This is a genomic window from Vibrio sp. 1580 (assembly GCF_033340055.1).
The window spans coordinates 239,016-261,964 of sequence record NZ_JAWOVT010000008.1; the positions used below are offsets into that span (position 1 = coordinate 239,016).

21 protein-coding genes and 1 pseudogene are annotated in these 22,949 nt (G+C 42.4%); 3 read left to right on the top strand and 19 right to left on the bottom strand.

Going from position 1 to position 22,949, the window contains the following annotated elements:
• Nucleotides 1-56 precede the first annotated feature (56 nt).
• The gene (locus R7093_RS15000) at nt 57-1,607 is read right to left on the bottom strand and encodes an alpha-glucoside-specific PTS transporter subunit IIBC (protein ID WP_047101519.1); all 1,551 of its coding nucleotides are present in this window, start codon (nt 1,605-1,607) and stop codon (nt 57-59) included.
• Nucleotides 1,608-1,662: 55 nt separating this feature from the next.
• Nucleotides 1,663-2,991: a 6-phospho-alpha-glucosidase gene (locus R7093_RS15005; RefSeq protein ID WP_047101299.1), complete on the bottom strand. Its 1,329-nt coding sequence runs from the start codon at nt 2,989-2,991 to the stop codon at nt 1,663-1,665.
• A gap of 180 nt (nt 2,992-3,171) precedes the next feature.
• Here R7093_RS15005 and R7093_RS15010 point away from each other — a divergent pair, with 180 nt between their 5' ends.
• The gene (locus R7093_RS15010) at nt 3,172-3,879 is read left to right on the top strand and encodes a GntR family transcriptional regulator (RefSeq protein WP_047101298.1); all 708 of its coding nucleotides are present in this window, start codon (nt 3,172-3,174) and stop codon (nt 3,877-3,879) included.
• Nucleotides 3,880-3,898: 19 nt separating this feature from the next.
• Here the strand turns inward: R7093_RS15010 and mnhG are convergent, their stop codons facing one another.
• The 9 genes from mnhG to R7093_RS15055 all read right to left on the bottom strand — a co-directional run bounded on the left by mnhG (nt 3,899) and on the right by R7093_RS15055 (nt 11,965).
• Nucleotides 3,899-4,192: a monovalent cation/H(+) antiporter subunit G gene (mnhG, locus tag R7093_RS15015; protein ID WP_005373314.1), complete on the bottom strand. Its 294-nt coding sequence runs from the start codon at nt 4,190-4,192 to the stop codon at nt 3,899-3,901.
• The gene (locus R7093_RS15020; RefSeq protein WP_005373317.1) at nt 4,192-4,470 is read right to left on the bottom strand and encodes a cation:proton antiporter; all 279 of its coding nucleotides are present in this window, start codon (nt 4,468-4,470) and stop codon (nt 4,192-4,194) included. The genes mnhG and R7093_RS15020 overlap by 1 nt, the downstream gene beginning before the upstream one ends.
• On the bottom strand, nt 4,463-4,939 hold the full coding sequence (locus R7093_RS15025; protein ID WP_005373320.1) for a Na+/H+ antiporter subunit E: 477 nt from the start codon (nt 4,937-4,939) through the stop codon (nt 4,463-4,465). Before R7093_RS15025 ends, R7093_RS15020 begins: the two co-directional genes overlap by 8 nt.
• Nucleotides 4,936-6,432 carry a Na+/H+ antiporter subunit D gene (locus tag R7093_RS15030; RefSeq protein WP_256900917.1) on the bottom strand — a complete coding sequence of 499 codons (1,497 nt, stop codon included), beginning with the start codon at nt 6,430-6,432 and terminating at the stop codon, nt 4,936-4,938. Before R7093_RS15030 ends, R7093_RS15025 begins: the two co-directional genes overlap by 4 nt.
• Complete coding sequence (locus tag R7093_RS15035; RefSeq protein WP_017633704.1) at nt 6,429-6,782, bottom strand: Na+/H+ antiporter subunit C; 354 nt, start codon at nt 6,780-6,782, stop codon at nt 6,429-6,431. Before R7093_RS15035 ends, R7093_RS15030 begins: the two co-directional genes overlap by 4 nt.
• Nucleotides 6,782-9,451: a hydrogen gas-evolving membrane-bound hydrogenase subunit E gene (mbhE, locus tag R7093_RS15040; protein WP_152665661.1), complete on the bottom strand. Its 2,670-nt coding sequence runs from the start codon at nt 9,449-9,451 to the stop codon at nt 6,782-6,784. The genes R7093_RS15035 and mbhE overlap by 1 nt, the downstream gene beginning before the upstream one ends.
• 164 nt (nt 9,452-9,615) lie before the next feature.
• Complete coding sequence (locus R7093_RS15045) at nt 9,616-9,807, bottom strand: hypothetical protein (protein ID WP_005373328.1); 192 nt, start codon at nt 9,805-9,807, stop codon at nt 9,616-9,618.
• A 109-nt stretch (nt 9,808-9,916) separates the two neighbouring features.
• Nucleotides 9,917-10,852 (bottom strand): universal stress protein, encoded by a 936-nt coding sequence (locus R7093_RS15050; RefSeq protein WP_005373330.1) that lies wholly within the window; start codon nt 10,850-10,852, stop codon nt 9,917-9,919.
• Between the two features lie 393 nt (nt 10,853-11,245).
• Nucleotides 11,246-11,965, bottom strand: coding sequence for an SDR family oxidoreductase (locus R7093_RS15055; protein ID WP_005373333.1), 720 nt, complete (start codon nt 11,963-11,965; stop codon nt 11,246-11,248).
• Nucleotides 11,966-12,100: 135 nt separating this feature from the next.
• Here R7093_RS15055 and R7093_RS15060 point away from each other — a divergent pair, with 135 nt between their 5' ends.
• Nucleotides 12,101-13,009 carry a LysR family transcriptional regulator gene (locus R7093_RS15060; RefSeq protein WP_005373334.1) on the top strand — a complete coding sequence of 303 codons (909 nt, stop codon included), beginning with the start codon at nt 12,101-12,103 and terminating at the stop codon, nt 13,007-13,009.
• Between the two features lie 90 nt (nt 13,010-13,099).
• Here the strand turns inward: R7093_RS15060 and R7093_RS15065 are convergent, their stop codons facing one another.
• Nucleotides 13,100-13,873, bottom strand: a complete 774-nt coding sequence (locus R7093_RS15065; protein WP_137282732.1) for an AraC family transcriptional regulator — start codon at nt 13,871-13,873, stop codon at nt 13,100-13,102.
• Between the two features lie 99 nt (nt 13,874-13,972).
• On the opposite strand from R7093_RS15065, the gene R7093_RS15070 reads away from it, so the two are divergent.
• Nucleotides 13,973-15,109 (top strand): multidrug effflux MFS transporter, encoded by a 1,137-nt coding sequence (locus tag R7093_RS15070; RefSeq protein ID WP_213886136.1) that lies wholly within the window; start codon nt 13,973-13,975, stop codon nt 15,107-15,109.
• A gap of 114 nt (nt 15,110-15,223) precedes the next feature.
• Here the strand turns inward: R7093_RS15070 and R7093_RS15075 are convergent, their stop codons facing one another.
• The 7 genes and pseudogenes from R7093_RS15075 to tssK all read right to left on the bottom strand — a co-directional run bounded on the left by R7093_RS15075 (nt 15,224) and on the right by tssK (nt 22,940).
• Entirely contained in the window at nt 15,224-15,568 is a 345-nt protein-coding gene (locus tag R7093_RS15075; RefSeq protein ID WP_262680839.1) for a hypothetical protein, read from the bottom strand.
• A gap of 279 nt (nt 15,569-15,847) precedes the next feature.
• Nucleotides 15,848-16,336, bottom strand: coding sequence for a hypothetical protein (locus R7093_RS15080; protein WP_225496057.1), 489 nt, complete (start codon nt 16,334-16,336; stop codon nt 15,848-15,850).
• Between the two features lie 78 nt (nt 16,337-16,414).
• On the bottom strand, nt 16,415-16,978 hold the full coding sequence (locus R7093_RS15085; protein WP_213886137.1) for a hypothetical protein: 564 nt from the start codon (nt 16,976-16,978) through the stop codon (nt 16,415-16,417).
• Nucleotides 16,978-19,209: a hypothetical protein gene (locus R7093_RS15090; RefSeq protein WP_318146722.1), complete on the bottom strand. Its 2,232-nt coding sequence runs from the start codon at nt 19,207-19,209 to the stop codon at nt 16,978-16,980. The genes R7093_RS15085 and R7093_RS15090 overlap by 1 nt, the downstream gene beginning before the upstream one ends.
• Nucleotides 19,210-20,231: 1,022 nt before the next feature.
• Nucleotides 20,232-20,679, bottom strand: a pseudogene (locus R7093_RS28670) (DUF4150 domain-containing protein); the annotation flags it as partial.
• Nucleotides 20,680-20,826: 147 nt separating this feature from the next.
• Nucleotides 20,827-21,618 carry a type IVB secretion system protein IcmH/DotU gene (icmH, locus tag R7093_RS15100; RefSeq protein ID WP_005386120.1) on the bottom strand — a complete coding sequence of 264 codons (792 nt, stop codon included), beginning with the start codon at nt 21,616-21,618 and terminating at the stop codon, nt 20,827-20,829.
• Nucleotides 21,615-22,940: a type VI secretion system baseplate subunit TssK gene (gene tssK, locus R7093_RS15105; protein WP_005373357.1), complete on the bottom strand. Its 1,326-nt coding sequence runs from the start codon at nt 22,938-22,940 to the stop codon at nt 21,615-21,617. The genes icmH and tssK overlap by 4 nt, the downstream gene beginning before the upstream one ends.
• Nucleotides 22,941-22,949: the final 9 nt, after the last annotated feature.

Consider the following 22,949-nt stretch of genomic DNA (forward strand, 5'->3'; position numbering starts at 1 on the left):
GTGAGATAATTATATCTCACCTTTGAGCCATATGAGCTGGAGAATTAGTTTGGGGGTTAAGCTTTTATCAGTTGGCTCATATCTTCGCGAACTTGTGGCACCGTTAAACCAACGATGATTTGAAGGCTCTCTTGATTTCTAACAATATTCACCGCTCCGTGCTGTGTGAAAAATGCGTTCTCCTTTACAAGAGAGACATCTTTAACTTTAACACGCAAACGCGTCGCGCAATTAGTTAACAATTCAATGTTTTCTTTTCCACCCAGACCTTCAATAAAGGCACTAGCTTGTGACGGACTTGCGCTACTGTTATGGACCGCTTTCGCTTCTTTGTAGTCAGCTTTGGAATACAACTTACTATCTGCACCTTCACGTCCCGGAGTAAGTATGTTGTATTTTAAAATAAGCGCGCGAAACGTAACAAAGTAAACACCAGTAAACATGAGACCAATAATAATCTGAATCACGTATGTTCCTGCATGGTTACCAGCCAAAGGCAACCAGTTTTGGAAAATGAAGTCTATCAAGCCAGTCTGAAAGTTACCGGAAACACCAAACATAAAGGCGATCGTTGCCATTGTCGCAGATAACAACGCATGCAAAGCAAACAGCGCAGGTGCGATAAATAAGAATGTAAACTCTATTGGTTCGGTGATCCCTGTAAGAATTGCTGTGATTGCGGCTCCGAGCACTAACCCCATCACCATCTTTTTATTTTCTTTTTTCGCAACTGAATAGAGTGCTAGTGCGATACCCGTACAACCAAACACTTTACCCATTCCCGTCAACATCAAACCACCCTGAGGAAATTGTGTCGTTAAACTTTCCGAGCTCTGGGCGAATGTCTGTATATTTTGAATCCAATAGGAAACCGTTCCGCCATCGACTGCAACAGGCCCATAAAAAACGGGACCATATACGAAATGATGCAACCCCGTTGGTATCATGATTCGCTCTAAAAACGTAAATAGCCATACCCCTAACGATCCAGCAGAAACCAAAAATGATTGCAGATTGTTAATACCATGCTGAATACTTGGCCAAGTCAAACAAGTTAGAATTGCCATCACGACCATAATTGGGAAGCTAATGATCACAACCAATGGCGTTCCGCCAAATACAGCCGCCCAATCCGGTAGCTTTTTATCAAAGAATCGGTTGTGAACCCAAACAGAGAGACTTGCAATTAAAATCGCACCTAGCAAGTTGGTATCAAGCGTTAGAATGCCACCAACTTCAGTCAAACCTCGCTCACCTTCCGTATAGTTAACGCCCAGTTCTGGCCCCCAAAATTGAAGGATTCCACCAATAACGTAGTTATACGTAATGTAGGAAACAAGTGTTGCAAGTACAGCGCGACCAGATGCTTTTTTAGCTAAAGCGATAGGTAACCCAACGGCAAAAATAAGTGCCATATTTTTAAATACAGCGAGAGATGCCTGTAAAATGATCGTCGAGACTTTAACCCAAGCACTCCCCTCTAGTGCCCAAGGAAACACTTCTTGATTTAACAGCACAACAGAGAAACCCAATAACATGCCCGCTGCTGGAAATAATAGAACGGGTACAAACATCGCGGCCCCGAACCTTTGAATAATGTCTTTCATATAAACCTCTTGTTTCATTCACGGAGCCTACAAGTAGGCCCCGAACGTCCAGTTGTTATTGAAAAAATTGAGGAAGGTAGGCTTTATTTTCTTCTAGTAATTGTTTTGTTATTTCTTTAGCTTTTGGCACATTAACCACGGTACGGTTAAGTGTGAGTGCATTAATCAGCTTTTGCTGACTTCCTTCGTACCAAGCATCCACGACTAATTTCTCGTAACCAAGTTGGCTTTCAATCATGGCTTTTTGGAAGGTTGGGATTTTTCCTACAGTAAAAGCTTTCGGTCCATCACTAGTTAGCGCAGCTGGAACTTCTACCATGGCGTCATTTTGTAAATTTGTAATAGCACCATTATTCGGTACGATGACGAGATACACATCGCTCAAGTTGTAGGCTAGCGAAGCCGCGACTCTCACCATGTATCGACCATGGATATCGGCATGCAGTGTTTCGTGCTTCGTGGTGCCCGCTTCAATTATTCTTGCGTTCAATTCGAACACTCGTTTCTCACGGCCGTTAATTACCTGCCTTGCGCGGGTATTGTTGATATCCTCTTTCGCCACCATTTTTTCAGGGTACAAATAGTACTGAAGATACGTATTCGGCAAAAACTCTGGATTATCAACAAGCATTGTTCTCATGTTTTTGAATGTGGCTTGCCACGATGGGTCATCCGCTATTTCCGCATCAACCGCACTGATCCCTTCTTTTAGGATGATATTTTTAATTTTGTCCGTTAAGTCTTCACCCTGTTTGTTACGAATTTTGGTAAACCAGCCATAGTGATTAAGCCCAAAATATTCAGGAACGAAGTCCCAAATTTCACATCCTAACAATTGCGCATAGCTGACCATAATCGCTGCTGGCATATCACAGATATTTAGAATTCGCTTATCATGCGGAAATTCACGATTTAAAGCTTCAGCGACAATTGCCGCCGGGTTGGTGTAATTAAGAATCCACGCATCTGGACACGTTTGTCGGATCTCGTTCACTAGCTGGATCATGTCGCCGATAGAGCGAAGTCCATATGCCATTCCTCCCGCGCCACATGTCTCTTGCCCAACACAAGAGTTGGATAGCGGGATCTGTTCATCGCGCTCGCGCATGGCCAACCCACCAGTGCGGATCTGGATAAAGAAAAAGTCCGAATCTGAGAATGCGACAGATTTATCCGTTGTATAAACAAACTCTTCAACTTCTGGATAGTGTTCTCGCAATAGAATTTCAGTAGCTAATGCATTCGACTCTTGGCGTTTCTCATCTATGTCGTAAAACACGACTTTTGCGAGTGGAAAGTTATCTTTTTCAGCAATAAGGCTGTTCATCATACCAAGTGTGTATGTACTGCCAGCACCAACAATCGTTAATTTTTGACGTTTCATTCCGCTACCTCAAATGTTTACCCTGCAAATGTATAAAATAAGTATTAATACTTTTATGATACATTTAAAGTGTAAGCACAAAGATACGAGATAAAAATCACACAAAGATCCTAAGGAAAAGTATTAACTACATCTCAGATCACATTCTTGCTATCATGATCCAAGACTTAGCGAGGTATTATGAAACCCAAATACATAGACATTGCGGAACGATTAGAAAAAAAGATCAAAGATGGGGAACTACAACCTAAATCGATGCTTCCAAAAGAGAGTGATTTGCAAGAAGAGTTTTCCGTAAGCCGCGTAACCATCAGAAAAAGCTTACAAATTCTGGTCGACAATAATTTAATTAGTCGGACAAGAGGTAGTGGAACTTATGTAAACGATCTAAAAGCCCAACATGATGCCTTACATTTGCTGGGTTTTATCGAGGAAGTCAGTAAACAGGGGAAAACGCCTAGCTCTCAAGTCATAAAGTTCGAACTTAAAAAGCCGAATGAGCAGGTTGCTAAGCAGTTAAATCTCTCGCCCAATGATGATACATATGAAATACATAGACTCAGATGTATTAATGATGAGCCTGAAATTTACGAAGTCACTCATATGCCAGCAATGTTATTTCCAGACTTGAGCATAGCCATAATGAATGGTTCTAAATATGAGTACATTGAAAATAGCAAAGGATTGAAAATTGCGAAAAGCAGTCAGTCTGTCAAACCGTATTTGTTAGATACAGAGACGGCCTCATACCTGAATGAATCAGAAGCTTCCCCTATTCTAAAAGTTGAGTCCACTGGTTACCTAGAAGATGGTCGTGCATTTGAATATACCGTCAATTACTTCCGACTTCATCAATACAGCTTCGAGTTTATTTCAACTAGGACGTAGTACTATTCGACGCTAATGGTTAATCATTGCGCCAAATCTTATATCCGACCTCTCGCATTGCTCTGCCGAGCAGGTGGGAGGCGACTGGCGCAGTGAGAACGATAAACAACATCGTACCGATAACCCGAGAGATCACGGTAACTTCAGGGAGTGAGAAAGCGACCGCTAATAACAAGCAGCTCACTCCGACAGTTCCAGCTTTGGTCGCTGCATGCATTCGGGTATACAAATCAGGAAGCCTCAGGACACCTAGACTTGCAACCAAGGTCAACAATGTTCCTAAGCATAAAAATAGTCCAATCAACACGTCCATTATTCTTTCTCCTTTCTTTTAACGATCAAACGTGCAAATGCGATCGTGCCGAGAAATGCGACCAAACCTAATGTAATGGCGATGTCTAACAGAGCGTCCTCACCGCTGTCTAAGGTGTAAACCGTAATAAATCCGATAGTGATAAATGAAATCAGATCTAACGCCACAACTCGATCAGCTAGCGTTGGTCCTAGAATTAAACGAGCAAAAGCCATAACAAAGCTGAGTAGTAGCCCAGAATAGGCAAAAGTGACCGTTATTTGCAGCCAACTATCCACGCGTCACCTCCAAAATTCGATGCTCTAACCCATCTTTAATTCCGCGAATAACCTCTTCATGTTCAGGTGCAAACATGGCATGAACGATAAGATACTTTTTATCAGCCGTAACATCCAAACTAAGCGTACCCGGTGTTAAAGAAACCATGTTCGCCAGTAATGTGATTTCTAGGTCAGAATCGACCTCCAGAGGGACATAAACGATATCAGGCTGACTCAAATGAGTAGGTGTCACGACGTCCCACACCACTTTCGCAACCGATATAACCATTTCATAAGCGAAGTACACCAATAACTTCAATGCAGATGCAAAACGTTGAAAATAGCTCGTTTTCAATCCAAATGGTTGACTCAACCTTAAAGCAAAAAAACCGACCGTAAATCCGACAACAAAATTCAGACTCGAATAGCTGCCATTAAGCATCATCCACGCTAACGCTAAGAAAAAATTGAGGAATAGATAGATCATGTATTTCCTCCTAACACCACTCTGATGTATTCAGTCGGATTTAACAGTTGTTCTGCAGCTTGAACGGAAAATTGATAAAAAGGCTCCGCCACTAAGCCAATGATTAGCGTCAACGTTGTCAATACAATAATTGGAACGCAGTACAACCAATGTACTTTGGCCTGCAGAGTCTGTTCTGGCTTCTCTCTAAATGGCTTTTTCCAAAATGCCTCACTCCAAATTTTCGTCATCGAGTAGACGGTAAGCAACCCCACCAATAACGCGGTACCTGCTAACCAGTAATATTCAGCCTGTATGCTCGACTTGATGACCAATAGCTTTCCCCAGAAACCCGATAGCGGTGGAAAACCGGCCAGAGAAAACGCAGGGACAAGAAACAAGAACGCCAACCAAGGCATAGCTTTATATACCCCACCCAAATGTTCAAGTTGACTAGAGCCATATTTGCGCTCGATGAATCCACCTATTAAGAACAAATTCGCTTTTACAATGATGTGATGAACAATGTAGAAAATGGCACCGGCTAAAGCTAAGGGAGTGTAAATAGCCAACCCCATGATCATATAGCCTATTTGGCTAATAATATGAAAAGAAAGAATTTTCTTAATGTCGAATTGGCTAGCCGCTCCTAAAACGCCCGTTAACATGGTTAGCCCTGCGACCCAAATTAACGTCGGTTGCCAGCCACTCTCGGCGAGCGGAAATACTAAGGTGAAGACTCTTATCAACGCGTATACACCGACTTTAGTAAGCAACGCGGCAAACAGTGCCACCACACCGCTTGGCAACGTGTGATAAGAAGCGGGCAACCAAGCAAATAAAGGAAAGAGTGCCGCTTTAATAGAGAAGGCAAACAAAAATAGCGCGGACAGCATCATGTTGATGCTCAATTCATTTTCCGCAACTTTGGTGTAGAGATCGGCCAAGTTCAAGGTGCCCGTTGCGCCATACAATAAACCGATAGCAAGTAAAAATACCAGCGTCGAAATCAGGTTCAACATCACGTACTTTACTGCACCATCAACTTGAGTTTTCGTTGCATCTAACACCATTAAACCAAATGATGAAATGAGCATGACCTCAAACCAAACATACAGATTAAAAATATCTCCAGTCAGGAAAGCGCCATAAACGCCAGCAAGCAACATGTGCATTAACGCATGATAATTGCTATAGGAGGGCTTTCGGTGAAGGTCCGCCATCGCGTAGAAAACACATATCGCACCAATCACCGCCGTTATCATCACCATAGCAACGCTGAGGTAATCTGCGACAAACACGATACCAAATGGCGCACTCCACTGACCAAAAGCAACGGCTTGAATACCATTACTTATGATGTTTTCTGTGAGAAAGCCCGCAACGAAAAGGTTCGAAATCGCACTTACACCGCTCAACCACTCAACACTTTTTGTTGAGCGACGGACGAAGAAGATAGTCAACGCCGTACTCAGCGAGAGAACAACCGGTAACGTAAGCAAAATCGAACTCATTGACCCTCCTCAGAACGTTGCATTTCATCGACGTTTGCAGTTCCAGTGTCTTTATAAGCTCGATAGAACAGCATTAAAGCAAAAATAAGTAGTCCAAAACCGATGACTATCGCAGTTAAGATAAGCGCTTGAGGTAAAGGATTTGCCGCGCTATCTGGTGGTAAAAGAGCATTATCGCCAATCAATGGCGGCTCTCCGGGCGTCAGCCTTCCAGCGGTAAAAATAGCAAGGTTAACCGCACTACTGAGTAACATGATGCCGAACAAAAGGCGCAAGATATGCTTTTCAAGCATTAAATAAACACCTGCTGCGACAAATACTCCAACGACAACACTCCAGACTATTTCCATCACTCTAGCTCCTCATTAATACGAAGCAGCATACCCATCACGCCACCTATAACGGCAAGATAAACACCAACATCAAAAACCAATGGCGTCCCTAGTGGTATCACGTCTTTCCACCACAGTCCGGTCAAAAACGGTTTATCAAACGCAAAGCTCAAAGCACCAGAAACTAAGCTCAATGCGATGCCAGATAACGCAATGAGAAACGGTTTGAAATACAACCTAGAACGAACGTATTTCGGTGATTCCGCGAACATGAGAAGTGATAAACCAATAACGGCAATCAACGCACCAATAAAGCCACCACCCGGTTCGTTATGACCACGTAACAACAGATACACTGAAAATACGAGCATGAGTGCCGAAACGATGTGTGCCGTGGTTGCAAAAATTAATGATTGGATACGATTTTGCTTTTTCGCTCTTGTCTTAAGCAAACTCACTGCCGCAATCCCAGCAATAACAACGACGACAACTTCTCCCAATGTATCAAATGCGCGAAAGTCAACCAGAATAACGTTAACAATGTTTCGCCCATGTCCACCCGGGACACTGTTTTCTGCAAAGAAATCTGACACCGAAGAGTCCATCGGCTGAGACGTGATTCCTAACAAAAGTAAAGTAACCGAAACACCTATCACACCTGCTATGCAAATATTCGCTACTTTACGTTTTATTGAATGCTTGGGCACGGTGGTTAGACGCGGCATATGACGCATTAACAATGCAAGAAAGACCACCATTAATGTTTCCACTAACAGTAAAGTCTTCGCAACGTCCGGGGCGCTATAAATCATAAAAACAAGCGTAGTCATGAAGCCAATCATACCAAGCGCAGAAATCGCAAGAAGTCTTGCGTGGGACAACGTACATACGAGCGCAGCACCAATCAACAATAAGGCAATACCAATCTCATAGAAAGTGACACTTGAAAGTTCGCCAACCAAAGGCAGAGGAATAAGCGCTACCTGACTCAGTAACGCAACGGCAAGTACCGTGAAAAATAATAGGACATAGCGACTCAATTTCTTTTGCTGTAACCGCGCCGTTTGCCACTTCGCCACTGTCATCATGCCATCTAATAGTCGTTCAAAAATATTCTCCGCTTTGGGGACGAATAGATGTAACCGCTGAAAAAATGCAGACACAGCTGGATAAACACGGTACACCACATACCCCAACGCTAGCGTAATAACGCTTAACACTAACGGTACATTCACGCCATGCCATAGTGATGTCTCTTTAAGAGCTGCTGTGGGCAGAATGTCAGCAGAGCCCGGAAAAATAATATTGCGATCTAACCAATTTAAACCGAATAACGGGACCAGGAGACTGCCAAGTGCCAAGAGCAAAGGCGAGATCCACATGGCGTTTTTTGTCTCAACTGGCTTAGTTTCAATCGGCACGAGATCACGGCGAGCAAAGAATGGTCTCGCAATAAGCATAATGGTTAGCGCGACCATCAGTATATTCACGATTAATAGTACAAAGGCGATCCAGTTATTGAGCTCTACTGCGGACTTGTACATGTATTCTTTGCTCAAAAAGCCTAACAACGGCGGGAACCCCGCTTTAGACAATGCAGCCAAACTCCCCGCAACCATGCTGATGACGAGAACTGACTTCAGACCGTACAATTGATCAATATCTCGTGTTCCTGTCGCTTTGTCGATATTACCCACCACCATAAACAGCGCAGCTTTATAGAAAGAGTGAGCGAGAATAAACATCAATACTGCACTAACAGCCAAATCTGTGCCCATACCTAGTAATAATGTTAATTTACCCAAAGCAACATTCGTGCTGTAGGCTAGCATCAGCTTCAAGTCAGTTTGTTTTAATGCGACAAATGTGCACCAAATGGCCGTGATACTCCCAGTGATGACTAAAGCATAAAACCAGATCTCGCTGTGGGCATAAACTGGCGATAAACGTGCTAATAGGTAAATGCCTGCCTTTACCATTGTTGCCGAGTGTAAATACGCACTGACCGGAGTGGGAGCTGCCATCGCGTTAGGTAGCCAAAAATGAAACGGGAATTGCGCAGATTTAGTAAATGCACCGAGTAGTATGAGCACTAGAGATGGGATAAACCATTCATGCTGCGCAATAGTGTCTGCCTGCTCGATAATGGTATTTAGCTCATAACTCCCTGCCATTGCTCCCAGCAAGATAAGACCAGCTAGCAACGCTAGTCCACCAGCACCAGTAACAATCAGCGACTGCAAGGCGTTTTTCCGAGACGTTTTATTTTCGTGATTAAACCCGATCATTAAATAAGAAGTGATGGTGGTGAGTTCCCAGAAAACAAATAACAACAGAATGTTATCGCTCATCACAATCCCTAGCATGGCAAGCATGAATAGGGTTAGATACAAATGAAAGGAAAACCGGCTATCACTTTCCCGTAAATAAGCCAAAGCGTAGATTTGAATCAGCGCGCCAATCCCACTGATCAGTCCCGCAAAAAGAAATGAAAGGCCATCTAGTCTAAAGCTAAGGTTGATATCGAGGCTTGGTATCCATTCCGCATTCCAGCTCACGCCTGCAGGAGTATAGATGTAGAAGAGAAAAGAGAAGATTAAAACTGGCAGCGCAGGGAAAATCAGTAAGACCAACTGATTATCTAGGTTTTTCGGCAGGTTTTCTTTACCCGTTATGTTATTCAACATCGCAGCCCATTCGTTATTATAAGAAGGTACGCCCTATTCGGCGCAAATGACAAACTCCACTGTATTGTTTTAGCCCAAGCGCTTCAAAAACGATCATGAAACCAAGGGAAAAGTAGCAAACAGTAATCACTGAGTGCTACTTAGAGGAACGCCGATACAAACCGCTATTTGCTGTCTGCTACGGCATAAGAACGTAGGTCACTACTTACGTGTTCTTGGCTGAATGTATATGGATTATCGTCATCAGCTAACTCGAATGCATCGTAGGTGCAGTCACCGATATCATTTCTCGGACAAACATAAACATTCGAACGTTCTATCATTTCTGTGTGGCATTTCGGGCATAGGTTTTTCATGTCACTCTCCTCTGATAACTTATTGATACATTGATAATTCCATGTTCTAGAGATCCATCTCCCTCCTTTACCTAAAACATCACTTAAACCCAACTTTGTTACACCCCAATTACTGAATCGGTGAGACAAAACCATCGGGCTTAAGAGCGACCAAACTACAGTTAATCGATTGCAAAATATTTTCAGCCGTATTACCAATGACATAGCCAGATATACCAGTTCTCGCTAAGGTTCCCATTACCAGCACGTCTACCTCAATACTCTCTACGTAATCTGGAATCTTTTCGTCGGGTTTTCCATGCAGGTGGTGAATCACAATTTCACCTGTAATCCCAGACTCCTCCAACAGCTGTTGCAGAGCTTGTTTATGATCGGCTTTTGCTTTGTCGAGTTCATGTTTCAACTCAGCATCATCGACTTGAATCCAAGCGTTACCATTTAGGTAGTTTTCTAAGTAATACTCCCAGCAAGAAATCACGTGTAAACGACTATCGCAGGTGTCGGCAATCGAACGCGATAATTCGAGTAAACGCACGGCTAATGAGTGCTGTTCATCGCTTGCCGTTAATGGGTCGATAGCCACAGCAACACGGCGCTTATCTCTTGGCTTATCAATTGGTCGGTGCAACCAAAGCGGACAAGGGCATTTTCGTAACAGAGTCATATCAATAGCTTTGAAACCCTCAGCACCTTCACCGAGCGGTTCAGCTTCTTTGATGATGAGATCTTTGTTATCAGCTAATGCTTCTTGAATAATACAGACAGCGGGCTTTTCACTGCTTTTCACAGTAAGAGGAAATGCGAGATCCTCTTCAGAGAGTCCCAGCTTCTGTCTATATTCGTGAATACTTTGTTTGAGGGAGTCTTGCAGCGATTGCTCATAACTTTGCTGATACTGGATCATGTCTGTTGGGAAATCAGGACACGCTATTAGCCCTGAGACAGGCACTTTGTTGCTAGATGCAATCCTCATCGCTTGTTCGAGGGCGTCACTATGGCCTGGCAATCCTTGTGTTGCAAAAAGTATGTTTGCGAATCGTTTCATACACACCTCCTTGTTTGGTTAAATATTAACCACCCACAAAGTATAATACCTAACGGATAATTGTAACGGCTTGTGACGTTGATGAAATCAATTCTCATTAAGAGACGGATATTGCTTCATTTTGTTTTACGTCACACTCTCCTTTCTTCACAACTATCGCCTTCGACCTAAATAAATTCCGCTACCTAAAGTTAAGACCAAATAAAAACCCAAATTACTCAAAGTTTTTTCTCACCTTAAGTAACTTGGGTATAAGCAATAACACACTTATTGTCCGGATTTAAATAGATGGCCTAAATTTTCACGCAACTTAGTTTAAAGATGCCATCTCAATCACGAATCGATATGCAAAGTTTTACGGCTTTAGTGACCTAAAATCGCCGTAACTCAATGTTAAGGTTGTTGTTTTGTCGGTGCCAAAGCAATTTCACGAACACATACACCTTGCGGTTGCTGATAAGCAAACAGCACTGCTCGTGCAATGTCGTCTGCTGCCAACACGCCGCCCATATCCACCTTCCAAGCGTCATAGCCATCTTTAATATCTTGAGACGTTGTATGTGAAAGTAATTCCGTTTCCACTGCACCAGGTGCAATCGTCGTAACGCGAACATTCGATGACGCAACTTCTTCACGTACGTTTTCAGAAATAGCATGAACCGCAAATTTGGTACCGCAATAAGCAGCATGATCAGGGAATGTTTTCTTGCCCGCGATAGAGCTGATGTTAATGATCGTACCACTGTTACGTGCTTTCATCGGTGCTAGGACGGACTGCATGCCATTGAGTAAGCCAATTACGTTCACATCAAACATGCGCTTCCACTCCGATGCTTCCTGAGTATCTATCTGACCTAGAAGCATAACGCCTGCGTTATTTACAAGTGCATCTACCGGACCATACAACGCTTCAGCTTTCTCAATTGCAGCCTCGAAAGAAGCTTTGTCGGTCACATCTACCTTTTCACAAAGCGTATTTGGTAAGTTTAATGCTTCCAAACGTTCTACACGTCTTGCTAACAAAAGAAGAGCATGGCCCTGTTCACTGAAGTGACGTGCAATCGCTTCACCAATGCCTGAACTGGCGCCTGTAATAACAATTAACTTTTTCATTTTGAATCCTTAATCGAACGGTTTACATCAGTGGCGGTAAGTTTAAGAAAACTTTTTTTGTTGATATATACCGACCTAGTTGAAACACTGTTGTTATACTGCAACAATACTTTTTTGAATTATGAAGAAGTCATCATGCAAACACACATCAACCTTGCGGATATTCGCTCTTTCGTCCTAATCGCTCAACTAGGAAACTTCACGAAAGCAGCAGAGCAACTTGGCGTTTCTCGCTCACACGTTTCACGTCAAATAACAAATCTGGAGCAACAGATTGGTGTCACTTTGCTACAAAGGACCACTCGAACACTGAACCTCACCGAAGCAGGCAAGGTTCTGTATAAACAGTGTGAAACTGCCCTTCACAATATTGATCAAGCTGTTATGGCAGTGGTTGATGATGTAGAAGACTTAAGAGGTGACATTCGTATCAACTGTGTGGGGGGCTATTTAGGAGAAGACGTTGTCGCAGATATCGTTGCTCAGTTTCTAATCCAACACCCACAAGTGAGCATTAACTTAGATTTTAGTAGCCATCGTGTCGATTTAATCGCAGATGAATTCGATATCGCTTTTCGAATGGGAAAGTTAGACGACTCCAACTTTATCGCTCGCAAACTGATCGATGTGGAAATGGGGACATACGCAAGCCCAAACTATTTAGAAACATATGGCTATCCTTCGCATCCAAAGGACTTAGAAAAACACGTTTGTTTGACAGGTAGTGTGACACGGTGGGCATTTGAGAACACGAATACAAAGCAGTCAACGGAACACCAGATACGTGGACAGTTACGATGTAAGAGTGGCAGAGTAATGATAAAAGCAGCCTTGGCGGGAAATGGCATCATCCGTGTGCCAGCACTTTATTGTCAACAAGAACTCCAGACAGGCAAGCTAAAAGAAGTGTTTACCAATTGGAGCATTCCGAGTGTGGAATTTTCACTCCTTTATCATCACGACCGACATCAACCAAAACGCATCCGAGCCTTTGTTGATTTTACTACGCAATACTTTCGCAAACTGCAGAGTAAAGACAAGTAACCTGCACGTTGGTACCTGTCTATGTATGCTTTATAGGCTGAGCCTGTGAACCTGGGGTTTGTTCTAGAAAGAGTGTGAGCATTTTGACGCTTAAGGTTTGGTTTTCATAAACGTCAGAGGTGTTTGTCCAGTTTGCTTTTTGAAAAATGCAATAAAAGCACTGTCTGACGAAAACTCCAGCCAATCGGCAGCTGCGCTGACTGGCATGCCCGTTGATAACAATTCAACTGCCTTTAAAAGCCTCCACTGTTGCCGCCAATCTTGATAATTCATTCCCGTTTCCGACTTAAATAATCGTGTTACCGTCTTGGTGCTTGCCCCAACTTTGCTTGCAAGAGTAGTAAGTGAAGGAGCTAGAAATGAAGGTTCAACCAACTCTCGACGAAACGTTGTTAAGCGCCGATGTGATGGCAAAGGCAACTGAAACGAATAACGTTTCGCAGCATAAAACTCCTCCCAAAAAAGCGCCGTCGTATTTACCATCTCGCTGCTAGGCTTATCCCACTCCCAAAATGACATTTTATCAATAAGAGCTTGGAGTAAATTATTCACTTCTATCATCGTGATCTTACTCGGACAGGCAAACTCCTCACAATCAAAATACAAAGATCGGTACGCCACCACATTCGTCATTAGTGCGCGATGCGGCGTATTAGGTGGGATCCAAACCGCCTTTGTCGGTGGCAAAATACAAATCGAGTCTTCCAGAGCAAAACTCATACAACCTTGAGGTGCGTACAATAACTGCCCTTTCTTGTGCATATGCATACCTGAGTCGTGCTTGCCAATATCCGCAGCAATTCCCACTACACAATTAGAAATTTTGTCTGCATCAAATTGTGTTTTTTCGTTAATAAGCGCCATTTTGTCCGAATGTTGATGTATTTGGTTTTTATGTTGTTATTAGATCAATCATAGCCTCATTTATACTGCCCGCCAACTTCATTAACGATGGGTAACAATATGAATACTAAGCCCTCTTTATGGCTCATGCTGGTTATGTTGATGTTTCCGCAAATTGTAGAAACCATCTATAGCCCGGCACTGAGCTCAATCGCTCTTTCATTTGATGTAAACCACGCACAAGCAGCCCAAACATTGTCGATTTACTTCCTAGCTTTTGCCATTGGCGTTGTAGTTTGGGGAGTTCTCGCAGATAAACTGGGAAGAAGGCCCACCATGCTTATTGGGCTCTTTATCTATGGTTGCGCATCTTTACTCGCAACTCAAACCGAAAGCTTTGCTGTTGTCATGACCGCGCGAGCCTTAAGCGCATTTGGTATCGCGGTAGGATCCGTTGTCACACAGACCATGCTTCGTGACGCGTTTGACGGTCAAGAACTGAGTAAAGTCTTTAGCTTAATGGGGATGGGTATATCAATCAGTCCGGTAGTTGGCATGCTATTAGGCGGGCAGCTTACAGCGCTTGGTGGATACCGTTATGTATTTTTTGCCTTGTTTTTAATCGCGTTAGTATTGTTCGCTTATAACGTCATTAAGCTTCCTGAAACACAGAAGGAACAGACACCAGTGCGGTTGCATCAACTTAGCTGGAAAATGGTAAGAGACGCGCGAATTTGGCGCTCAGGATTACTGGTTGCTTTGTATAACATTGCTCTATTTTCTTATTACCAGCTTGGCGCATTTACTTTCTCAGCACTTGGGTATAACTCCGAACAATTTGGATACAGTGGCATGGTACTGGGATTAGGCACTCTGCTTGGGAGTTATTTAAACAAATCCCTAGTGTCCAAAAATGTTCAAAAAAGTCAGCTACTTTGGCTCTCAGCAATATTGATTAGCGTTGGATCAGTCGGTGTGTTGATTCTGAACCAATCAATCTGGTTTGTTGCTCCAATGGTGTTAGTCGTCATGTCTTATGGGATTGCGATACCCAATATACTCAGTGACGCACTCGTTGATTATAAACAACAGGTAGGTAGCGCAGGCGCTTTATTTGGGCTCATGTACTACATCATGATCGGGACGGGATTAGCGATGGCTGGAACAGTACAAAACTTAGGTGTCGTTCTATTATCATGTAGCTGTTTAGCGATTTTATTAGCGTTTTCTAAAAGGCAAGTTCATACCAACTTGTGACCAGATACTACACATTGCTTGCCTAATCTTCCGAAGATTGGTCTACATCTTTTCTAACGGTTAACTAAAACGTAAATAAAAAGCGCCTGTCGGCGCTTTAATTATCCATAGATCTTATTGCCATGTTGGCTCACCGTACTCTTCACAACGTTGCTTGTCGTAATTTTCAATGCGCCCGCGTTTACCTACAAACTGAACCTGAACAACCATTCCAGCTTCAACATATTCACTGAAATAATCGCAAGAAACACGAAAACTAGTATCGCGTATCACAATTGGTACCCATTCATAGCCGCCGCTGCGTGGTAAGTAAGACTTGAAGGTAATGACCCCGTCATCTGAAACGTTGATTTCTTCATCATATTCATTCAACTTATAAAAACGTTGTCCATCAAACTCTGCCTTTGCTTTTTCAATTATTTCCTTCGTGGCTGTCGATTGCATCGGCGTATTTGACACCAGTTGACACCAGTTGACACCCAACAATAGATGTCAATACGGACAAAGCCAAAGCGAGTTTAGTTATTTTATTCATTTACCTAACCACTGTTGAATTATTCAACACTTACCACTTTAAAAGGAGGGAGACCATACTTTATTTTAAAGAAAATAAAAAGCGCCTTTCGGCGCTTTTTATCTGAACATTTCTTATCCAAACGTCTCGAGTAGATTTTCTAGAAAAGCTAACTTTTTATTACAATGAATTTTATTTAGGCTCTCACCGGAATCTATTGCTATTTAACCCCAAGCTTCAAACTCATTAGGCTTTACGTGTTTTATTTTTAATCTAACGTTGGGATCCAGAGCTGTTTCAGTTTCCAATTCACAGTAGTACTCAACAGCATTTTCATCTTCAATCATGTCAACGGAGTTAGCAACGACACTCAACCGCCCACCACCTCTAGTCAATGAAAAATACGCATTCTTGTTTTCATTTACTTCAAACTTCAAAGGAATGAATTCAGGTTCTTCAAAAGAAATATCTATCCATTTATAGTTATCTAAACTCTTCCCTTGTCTTGGAGTATAAACTGTTTTCAACCCATTTTCGTCAACAACAAAATACATCGAATTCTCGGCTTGATTAAAGCAAGCTTTCAAACTGCCACCTTTATTTTCTAAATCACATGTGAATACGGTGGATTCTTGATCACAGCTTGCACTTACAGAAAGTGAAAGAGACAAGGACGATAAAAAGCTAATGATGTTTATATTCCTAATGAACAAGGAGCCCCCTCATCAAACATTCAAGAGTCACGCGCAAGAACCAGAGGATCGTTATAAGCTAACACATCTATTGTAAATTCAGTGAAACTCCGGTTCATTTGGGTCTTGAAATTGTTCAGGAAATCTTTTGATTAGTTCTTCTTCTAATATCACCGAGCCTGATGATTGACCTCCACCAAACGTGTTCAGCTCGGAAGTCTCTTCGCAAGATGAGCTAAATACAAGCTCACTACCTTTATAAACATGCAAGCTACAGTTATCAGCTAAATAACCGATACTATATCTGTAATCCCCTGAATAGAAAAAAATATTCCTACCTTGTAACTTACCAAGTCTTATATGATAACTTAAAAATTTACCTTTTGGGATTTCTGCACTTTCTGGGTATTCTAATTCTACTTTATCGCTTGTCCCATATCGATACTTTACATAACCAGTACTTGGACTTCTATGTCCAGCCCCACACAAGGAAACATATTTTCGGTTCTCTAACTTTGCATTAAAGTAAATGTCCTCGTTGCTCTTACACAAAGTGACTGTTGTATCGCTTAGTTTTTTGTCTATCTGTGGGTGTACTGCTAAAACTGGGAAGCTTATTATGAGAATGCTTGACATAGCATGAAGTTTAATATTTTTTATCATTAGTTAAATACCTTATTTTCCCATAAAAGTTGGAAGTTTTCTCTACGCTTCCGGTAAGATTTATTGCTAGTATAACGGTTTACCTTACGTGTTATTTCATTCACAACTTTATCGTTGGCTCCTTTATCTGCCCTCTCAGGACCTTTAATATCTAGCCAAAACCAAGCAGCAGAGCGAGTCGCATATTTAGCCTCTAATATAAGCTCTGGTGTATTTAAAAAATCTACGACGTCCAATGGCCACTCTGATTGATTTTGTAAATGCCATTTATTGAAACGCTCATAATTGTCTCTGCCGGTAAGCTGTTTTAATCCACGCCCCCTAAAAATCCACCCATCATCAGTTGTCAAAAAATCACCATTCTTCATTTCGCTTCTGCCTCCATACATAACGTTAAACAATATCCTTTTGTCATCAAGAGTAGGAGAAGTACCATCTTTTTTAACGAATTTACCATTTTTCTTGTCTGCGATACCGTGAACATCAATATAGCGCTTACCTGCATATTTAGGGTGATCTAAAGGATATCGACGTGACCTAGCAGTATTAAATTCTGATGTATCCAGCGTAGAAATACGATAATTGGTATATTCAGCCATATTTAGGCTCTCACCGGTTTCTTGCATAAGCTGAGCAAAAAAGTGTGTTCTACGTAAAGGCGTATCTAGCTTATAAAAAAGCATGTGATCATTTAGTTCATTAACAATACCTTGTAAGACATCCCGCTTAGAGTCTTTAACTTCAGGGTATACCTCTTGTAGCATTTCTAGAGTAAACTTAAAGGCACCTTGAGTTTGAGGAATAAAAGGCCAATAATGCCAAAGACTCTTATCATCGCTTAGTTGCAAATCACCTTGTAAATCTTGCATCCATGAGAACTTATCTGCTCTTTCCAGTTCGAATTGCGAGAAAAGATCAAAGCTATCCATCACTTGATCGCGCCATGGGGAGTTACGGTAGTCCTCTATAGTCACAAAACCAGCGGAGCACTTAATATCTAGAGCTTCCTTTGCGGTCTGATGGATTGATTCATAAAGACTTTGTGACGACTCTGTATGCCAATCTGTAGGATGTTTCACAATAAATCGCTCAAAGTGTTTACGCTTACCGTCTAAGTATACTTTGGCATCGCGAGCAGTGAACGAGGAGAAGTCCGTTACTTGATCTTCTGTCACAGATTCAAGTAATTGCTGAATAAACGAATTACTCATATCAACGGCACCGCTACTATCGGCCCCATCGAGAACAACAAGTGGATTTTCTTCCGCATTTTTGGGAGAAATCTGTTTTTTGAAAAATTCGGGCGGCTCCTCAAAAGAGAACATCTCGATATGCACACGATTATCTTCTTTCTTAGTTCCAATTGCATCGTTACTGTACTCATGCAGTCCCATGTAACCGATGTCTTCCCCAGCTGAAACCTTTATCCCCTCTCTAAATAGGAGTGGGAGTAAAGAAACCACACTACCGTCCCTAATCATTGCCGCCTTGTCCGACATCCATTTAGGTTCTGAAACTGGTTCTGATAGGACAGCAGAGGAATCTTCTAAAATGTCAAAGTCACTATTGAGACCCGAAGCAAACCAAACAATCTTGTTTAACAGTGCTTTTTCGCTACCACTTGCCGATTTACCATTCTCTACCACACGGCACTTTATCATTTTGTAGGTATTTTTGTCGATCTGGTATGGATGGGTCTCCTTCTCTTCTGCATACAGGTATTCAAGTAATGTTCCTTTAGACATCGACTGTTTTTTTTCACCAGAATTAGTAGGCACATCACTATGTTTGAAAGTGCGTACATTTCTCGCTTCTTGTAAACGGTAACGCGTGGTTATAGATGAATTGGCGCCAATATCTGAAGGTGGCGCAAGGTGCATATAAAGTGTATAGAACTTAAATACATCTTCATTATCTTCGGGGTTTACAGCCTCATGCTCGATAAGCACAAAGTTATTACTATACTTAAACTCTTGCTCTTGGTACGTTGATGTTAGGTAATCAGGATTTATGCGAAATGCCACTATTTTTCCATCAAGCATCGCTTGAATAGGTCTGAGCCCTTTCCCCCACGGTAACATTTTTGATGTTAAGTGAATGCCACTATGCCAACCGTACCCTTGTCCTATTAAATAACGACCGCTCTTAGCTTGATCAAACAATTTCGTAAAATCACTGAGCGTGTAGTAAGCGTCACCTTCTCGTTGCGCTATCGGAAAAACTGCATCCATGATTTAAATGTCCTAGTCAGAAAAGTTATCGTCAAAAGTGACAAATGATGGGCGGTTCAAGTTGTTTGACTTCGTGTACACCACCGCATTAACCCTACCTAAATTAGTAGCAAAGCTAGATTGGCTCGCTATGTTAACGGTACTCCCAAGGGCCATTGCCGATATAGAAATTAGGGTGTCATTTTTGGTTTCGAAAATTTGGCTAATGACGTCAGGAAGTGCTTGTTTGAAGTGGTTAAGTGCTTTTTTATAACCGTTTATACCCTCTTCAACAGAACTCAACGATCTTGCAGAAGCTTGGCTTTGTATGAAATCTAAACGACCGATGATTTCACTGTTTAGCTCATCGATGTATGAACAGATTTGATTGTTTATCAACGTCCATAAAACAAACTGCAAATACTTCACAGTATTTCCAGTCCCTAAAAAGCGAAGCTTCGCTAATAATTCATAGGGAGGCTCAAACACATCAGCCTGATATAAGACTCTCAATATATCGCCATTTTCGTGCACTTGCTCCAAGAGCAGTTCAACTAAAGGTTCATATTTCTCTAGCGCAGTAGTATCAGTTTGGATGTGATAAAGTGCCGAAACATAAGCATCAGAAAAATCTTTAGAGTGATTTTGACTAATCGCATAAGGAGACGATATACGGCTTTGCTCTAACACAATATCTTTAAAGTCATCATCACTGAAGGATGGGGACATCAATATCCCCCAGTCATTAGCAACCCCAACACGATCTTCCCAAAATGGCGAGCGGCGACCTGCGACAAACGTACAAAAATCATTCGGATCAGGGTAAGTTTCCGTCACAATATTTTCAGCTAAAGATTGGTTCGGCGTATAAGAGTCTTGAGTTTCGCTGAGCACTAACTTGCATTCTTTTAGAGCGAGACCATTAACAGTTGCTTTTCCGCTAGAATCCAGCACTCCACTCCCAATGACAGCACCTGAAGGTTCGACTAAAGAAAATTGTGCATTAGAGTAAGGGAGCCCATTTGGATATTTGCATTCTATATCCAGCGTATACGTCCCTTCCTGCTCTTCAGTCACAGAAACCGATGGGTTTTGTGCGCCACCAAGACACATAGTGTTAGCTTTGTTCATGGTCATTTGATCGGACAGGCGACATACGCCCTTACCTTCAAACTTAACCGTTGGTGAAGCTGAAATGAATTTTGCTTCGGCTTCTATCGTGCCTGAGGCAACGCCTTTTCTGTCACCGCCCGCATCGCCAGTACTTTTTGAGAACGTACTGCCCTTGATAGCGACACTGTTACCGCCATCCATAGAGACCGTCGTAGTCCCACCTGCAAGGTCTGCTGATTTAGCATTGTTGCCATAAGGGATAGGAACGACTGGCTTGCCGACCTTAGTTAAACAAACATCTGGGAGCGTTGCATTCGCTTCACCACCTGAGCCTTTATGAACTATCGAAAGTCCATTCGCACCAACTGTTACGCCCATAACCAATCCATTTGAATTTTATTGATTGAATGATAAAAGAGATCGCAAGCTGCAATCTCTCTAAATAACTAGTGAATTTCACTAAAAGACCAGTGATATTCACAATAAGCCTTAAAACTGGCAGAAGATCTCATTTTAGATTTCTGGTTATCTATACATTTCAAGCAGTTGCTGAAATTTTAAGTCTATGACGATGTAGGTTGCCGCATACATAAGCGCAAACGTCATCGCACTAAGACTCAAGGTCAGCTTGGGTGAAATTACCCTTTTTAACGGCTTCTTTAGGTATTTAGCTTTAAGGTTGATTAAAGAAACTTTTTCTTGTTCTGCTAGGCGGTCATCTCGCACTAATCGATAAATGGTGCTGCCGATTTCCGCTAACTTTTCGTTGCCACGCTCTTCACGGCCGTACTTGCCTTGGAAACCAAGTTGAAGCAATAAATAGAGAAACTCTATAACGTGACGGTATTTGCGAGGGTCGGCTTTTAAGCGGTCGAGAATAACGAAAAACTTGTCACCACCAGATGTTTCGTTATGGAATTCAGACAGTAAGCTGTTTTGGCTCCAGTGACTATTTGCCCCCCACTCTTGTCGACAAACAGATTCATCAATCGCCGCACACAAGCAGTAACGAATAACAAGAACCGAAGCACGATCGAGCTCCATTTCATTAAGTTTTCGTTCGCCTTTTCGAATCTCACGTGCCACTTGTTCACGAAATGGCATCGGGTCATCAAGCCAAGGGATCGAAGACATACAAGACAGACTGGCGATCAACCATGAGAACTGGTCCACTAGCGGGTTAATACCCATGTTGTCGATAGATAGATCTTGTACTGCGATGTTTCTCGATAAGTCAGGCGCTGGCATTACCTCCATTGGTTTGCCAGGCTCTGGTTGGAATAAGACTACGGTGACGTCGGTTTCTGCGTAACTCATAGACGAACGGCCCAAAGTTGCAATGATAAGTTAGCGAAATCGCCCGCAACGTGAATCGCAATCGCAGCAGTGTTCTTCAATGCCATCCACTCTTCGCCCGTTTTATCGAGCTCGAAATAGGTGTAGCCAGCGTGATACGGCAGCGCGCGTGGCACTACTGGCATTGGTTTAATCTCAATCCCAGGCAGTTGAAGGTTAATCAAGTCACGTATGTTATCGATAGAACCGATCTTCGTTTGGCTGACAAACTGGGTATGCAGGACATCCAAGGTCACGTCGGCTTTAACTGCGAGGATAAAGGTTGTCGTATCAATGATCTTATTGTCAGGGATTGCTGCCGTTCTGATGCCATAGTTCTGATCTTTTAAGGTCAGTGGAATTGCTCTTTGTTCAGACATCACGCTCAATGTCATTTTCGCACTGTCTAGGACGCGAGAAAGACAGCTAGTAAGATCACCATGATTGTACTTAGTAAACTCAATAGGTCGGCGTGTCGTTGAACACAGCGTCGAAAGCTCACCTTCTGCCTGAAGAAGAATTCGATACAAAGACTCAGGATGCACAGCTTCTGTGCTTGCGAAATGCCAAAACAAGGGTTCGTATCGGTTGAGCGCTTGCAATAGCATAAAGTCAGAAACCGATGATACGCCTTGTTGATCCACTACCCCTAATCGCTGGACTATCGATTCCGCGCGATGCTTCAACATAGAAGCAAACTCGGTCGCAAATTTACTCAGTACTGTCGACGCATGAATATCGATACAGGTAGGAATGAAACTATCATCTAAGATCACGCTGCCATCAGGCTTCACTTCTGAGATCTTTAAGATCGGAATAGACGTGTAAGCACTCTTATCTTCATGATCGTACATTAAGCAAAAGTTAAGCTTACCGACGACGATATTTGCCATGTCTTCCGAATCATAACAAGCGTCAACCGCTTCTTGAGATTCCATCGTATAGCGCGCACCGTCTTTTTTGGTACCAAACAACTCAGAACGTTCCGATGGTAACGGACAGCACAAATAAACGACTTTATCGGCAATCGAAGGATCTACATCTTTCACTTCAGGCAGCTCAGCAAGCAACGGAAGCTCAAATGGTGTCCGGTCTTGTAAAATACCTTCAGCACGAGTAATACCGATTTTACCCAGTGCTAGTAACTGAGAGTTGATTTCTAAACGTTTAATTCCCCAATGCAAAGGCGATGCATTGGCACTCAGTAGGCTCGATAGTTTACTTTGCGAACGATCGAGTTGTTGAAAATGCTGCGGCTTCATGAACATTCCATCTTGCCAAACAACTGGATTGTATAAAGACATGTTTCTATC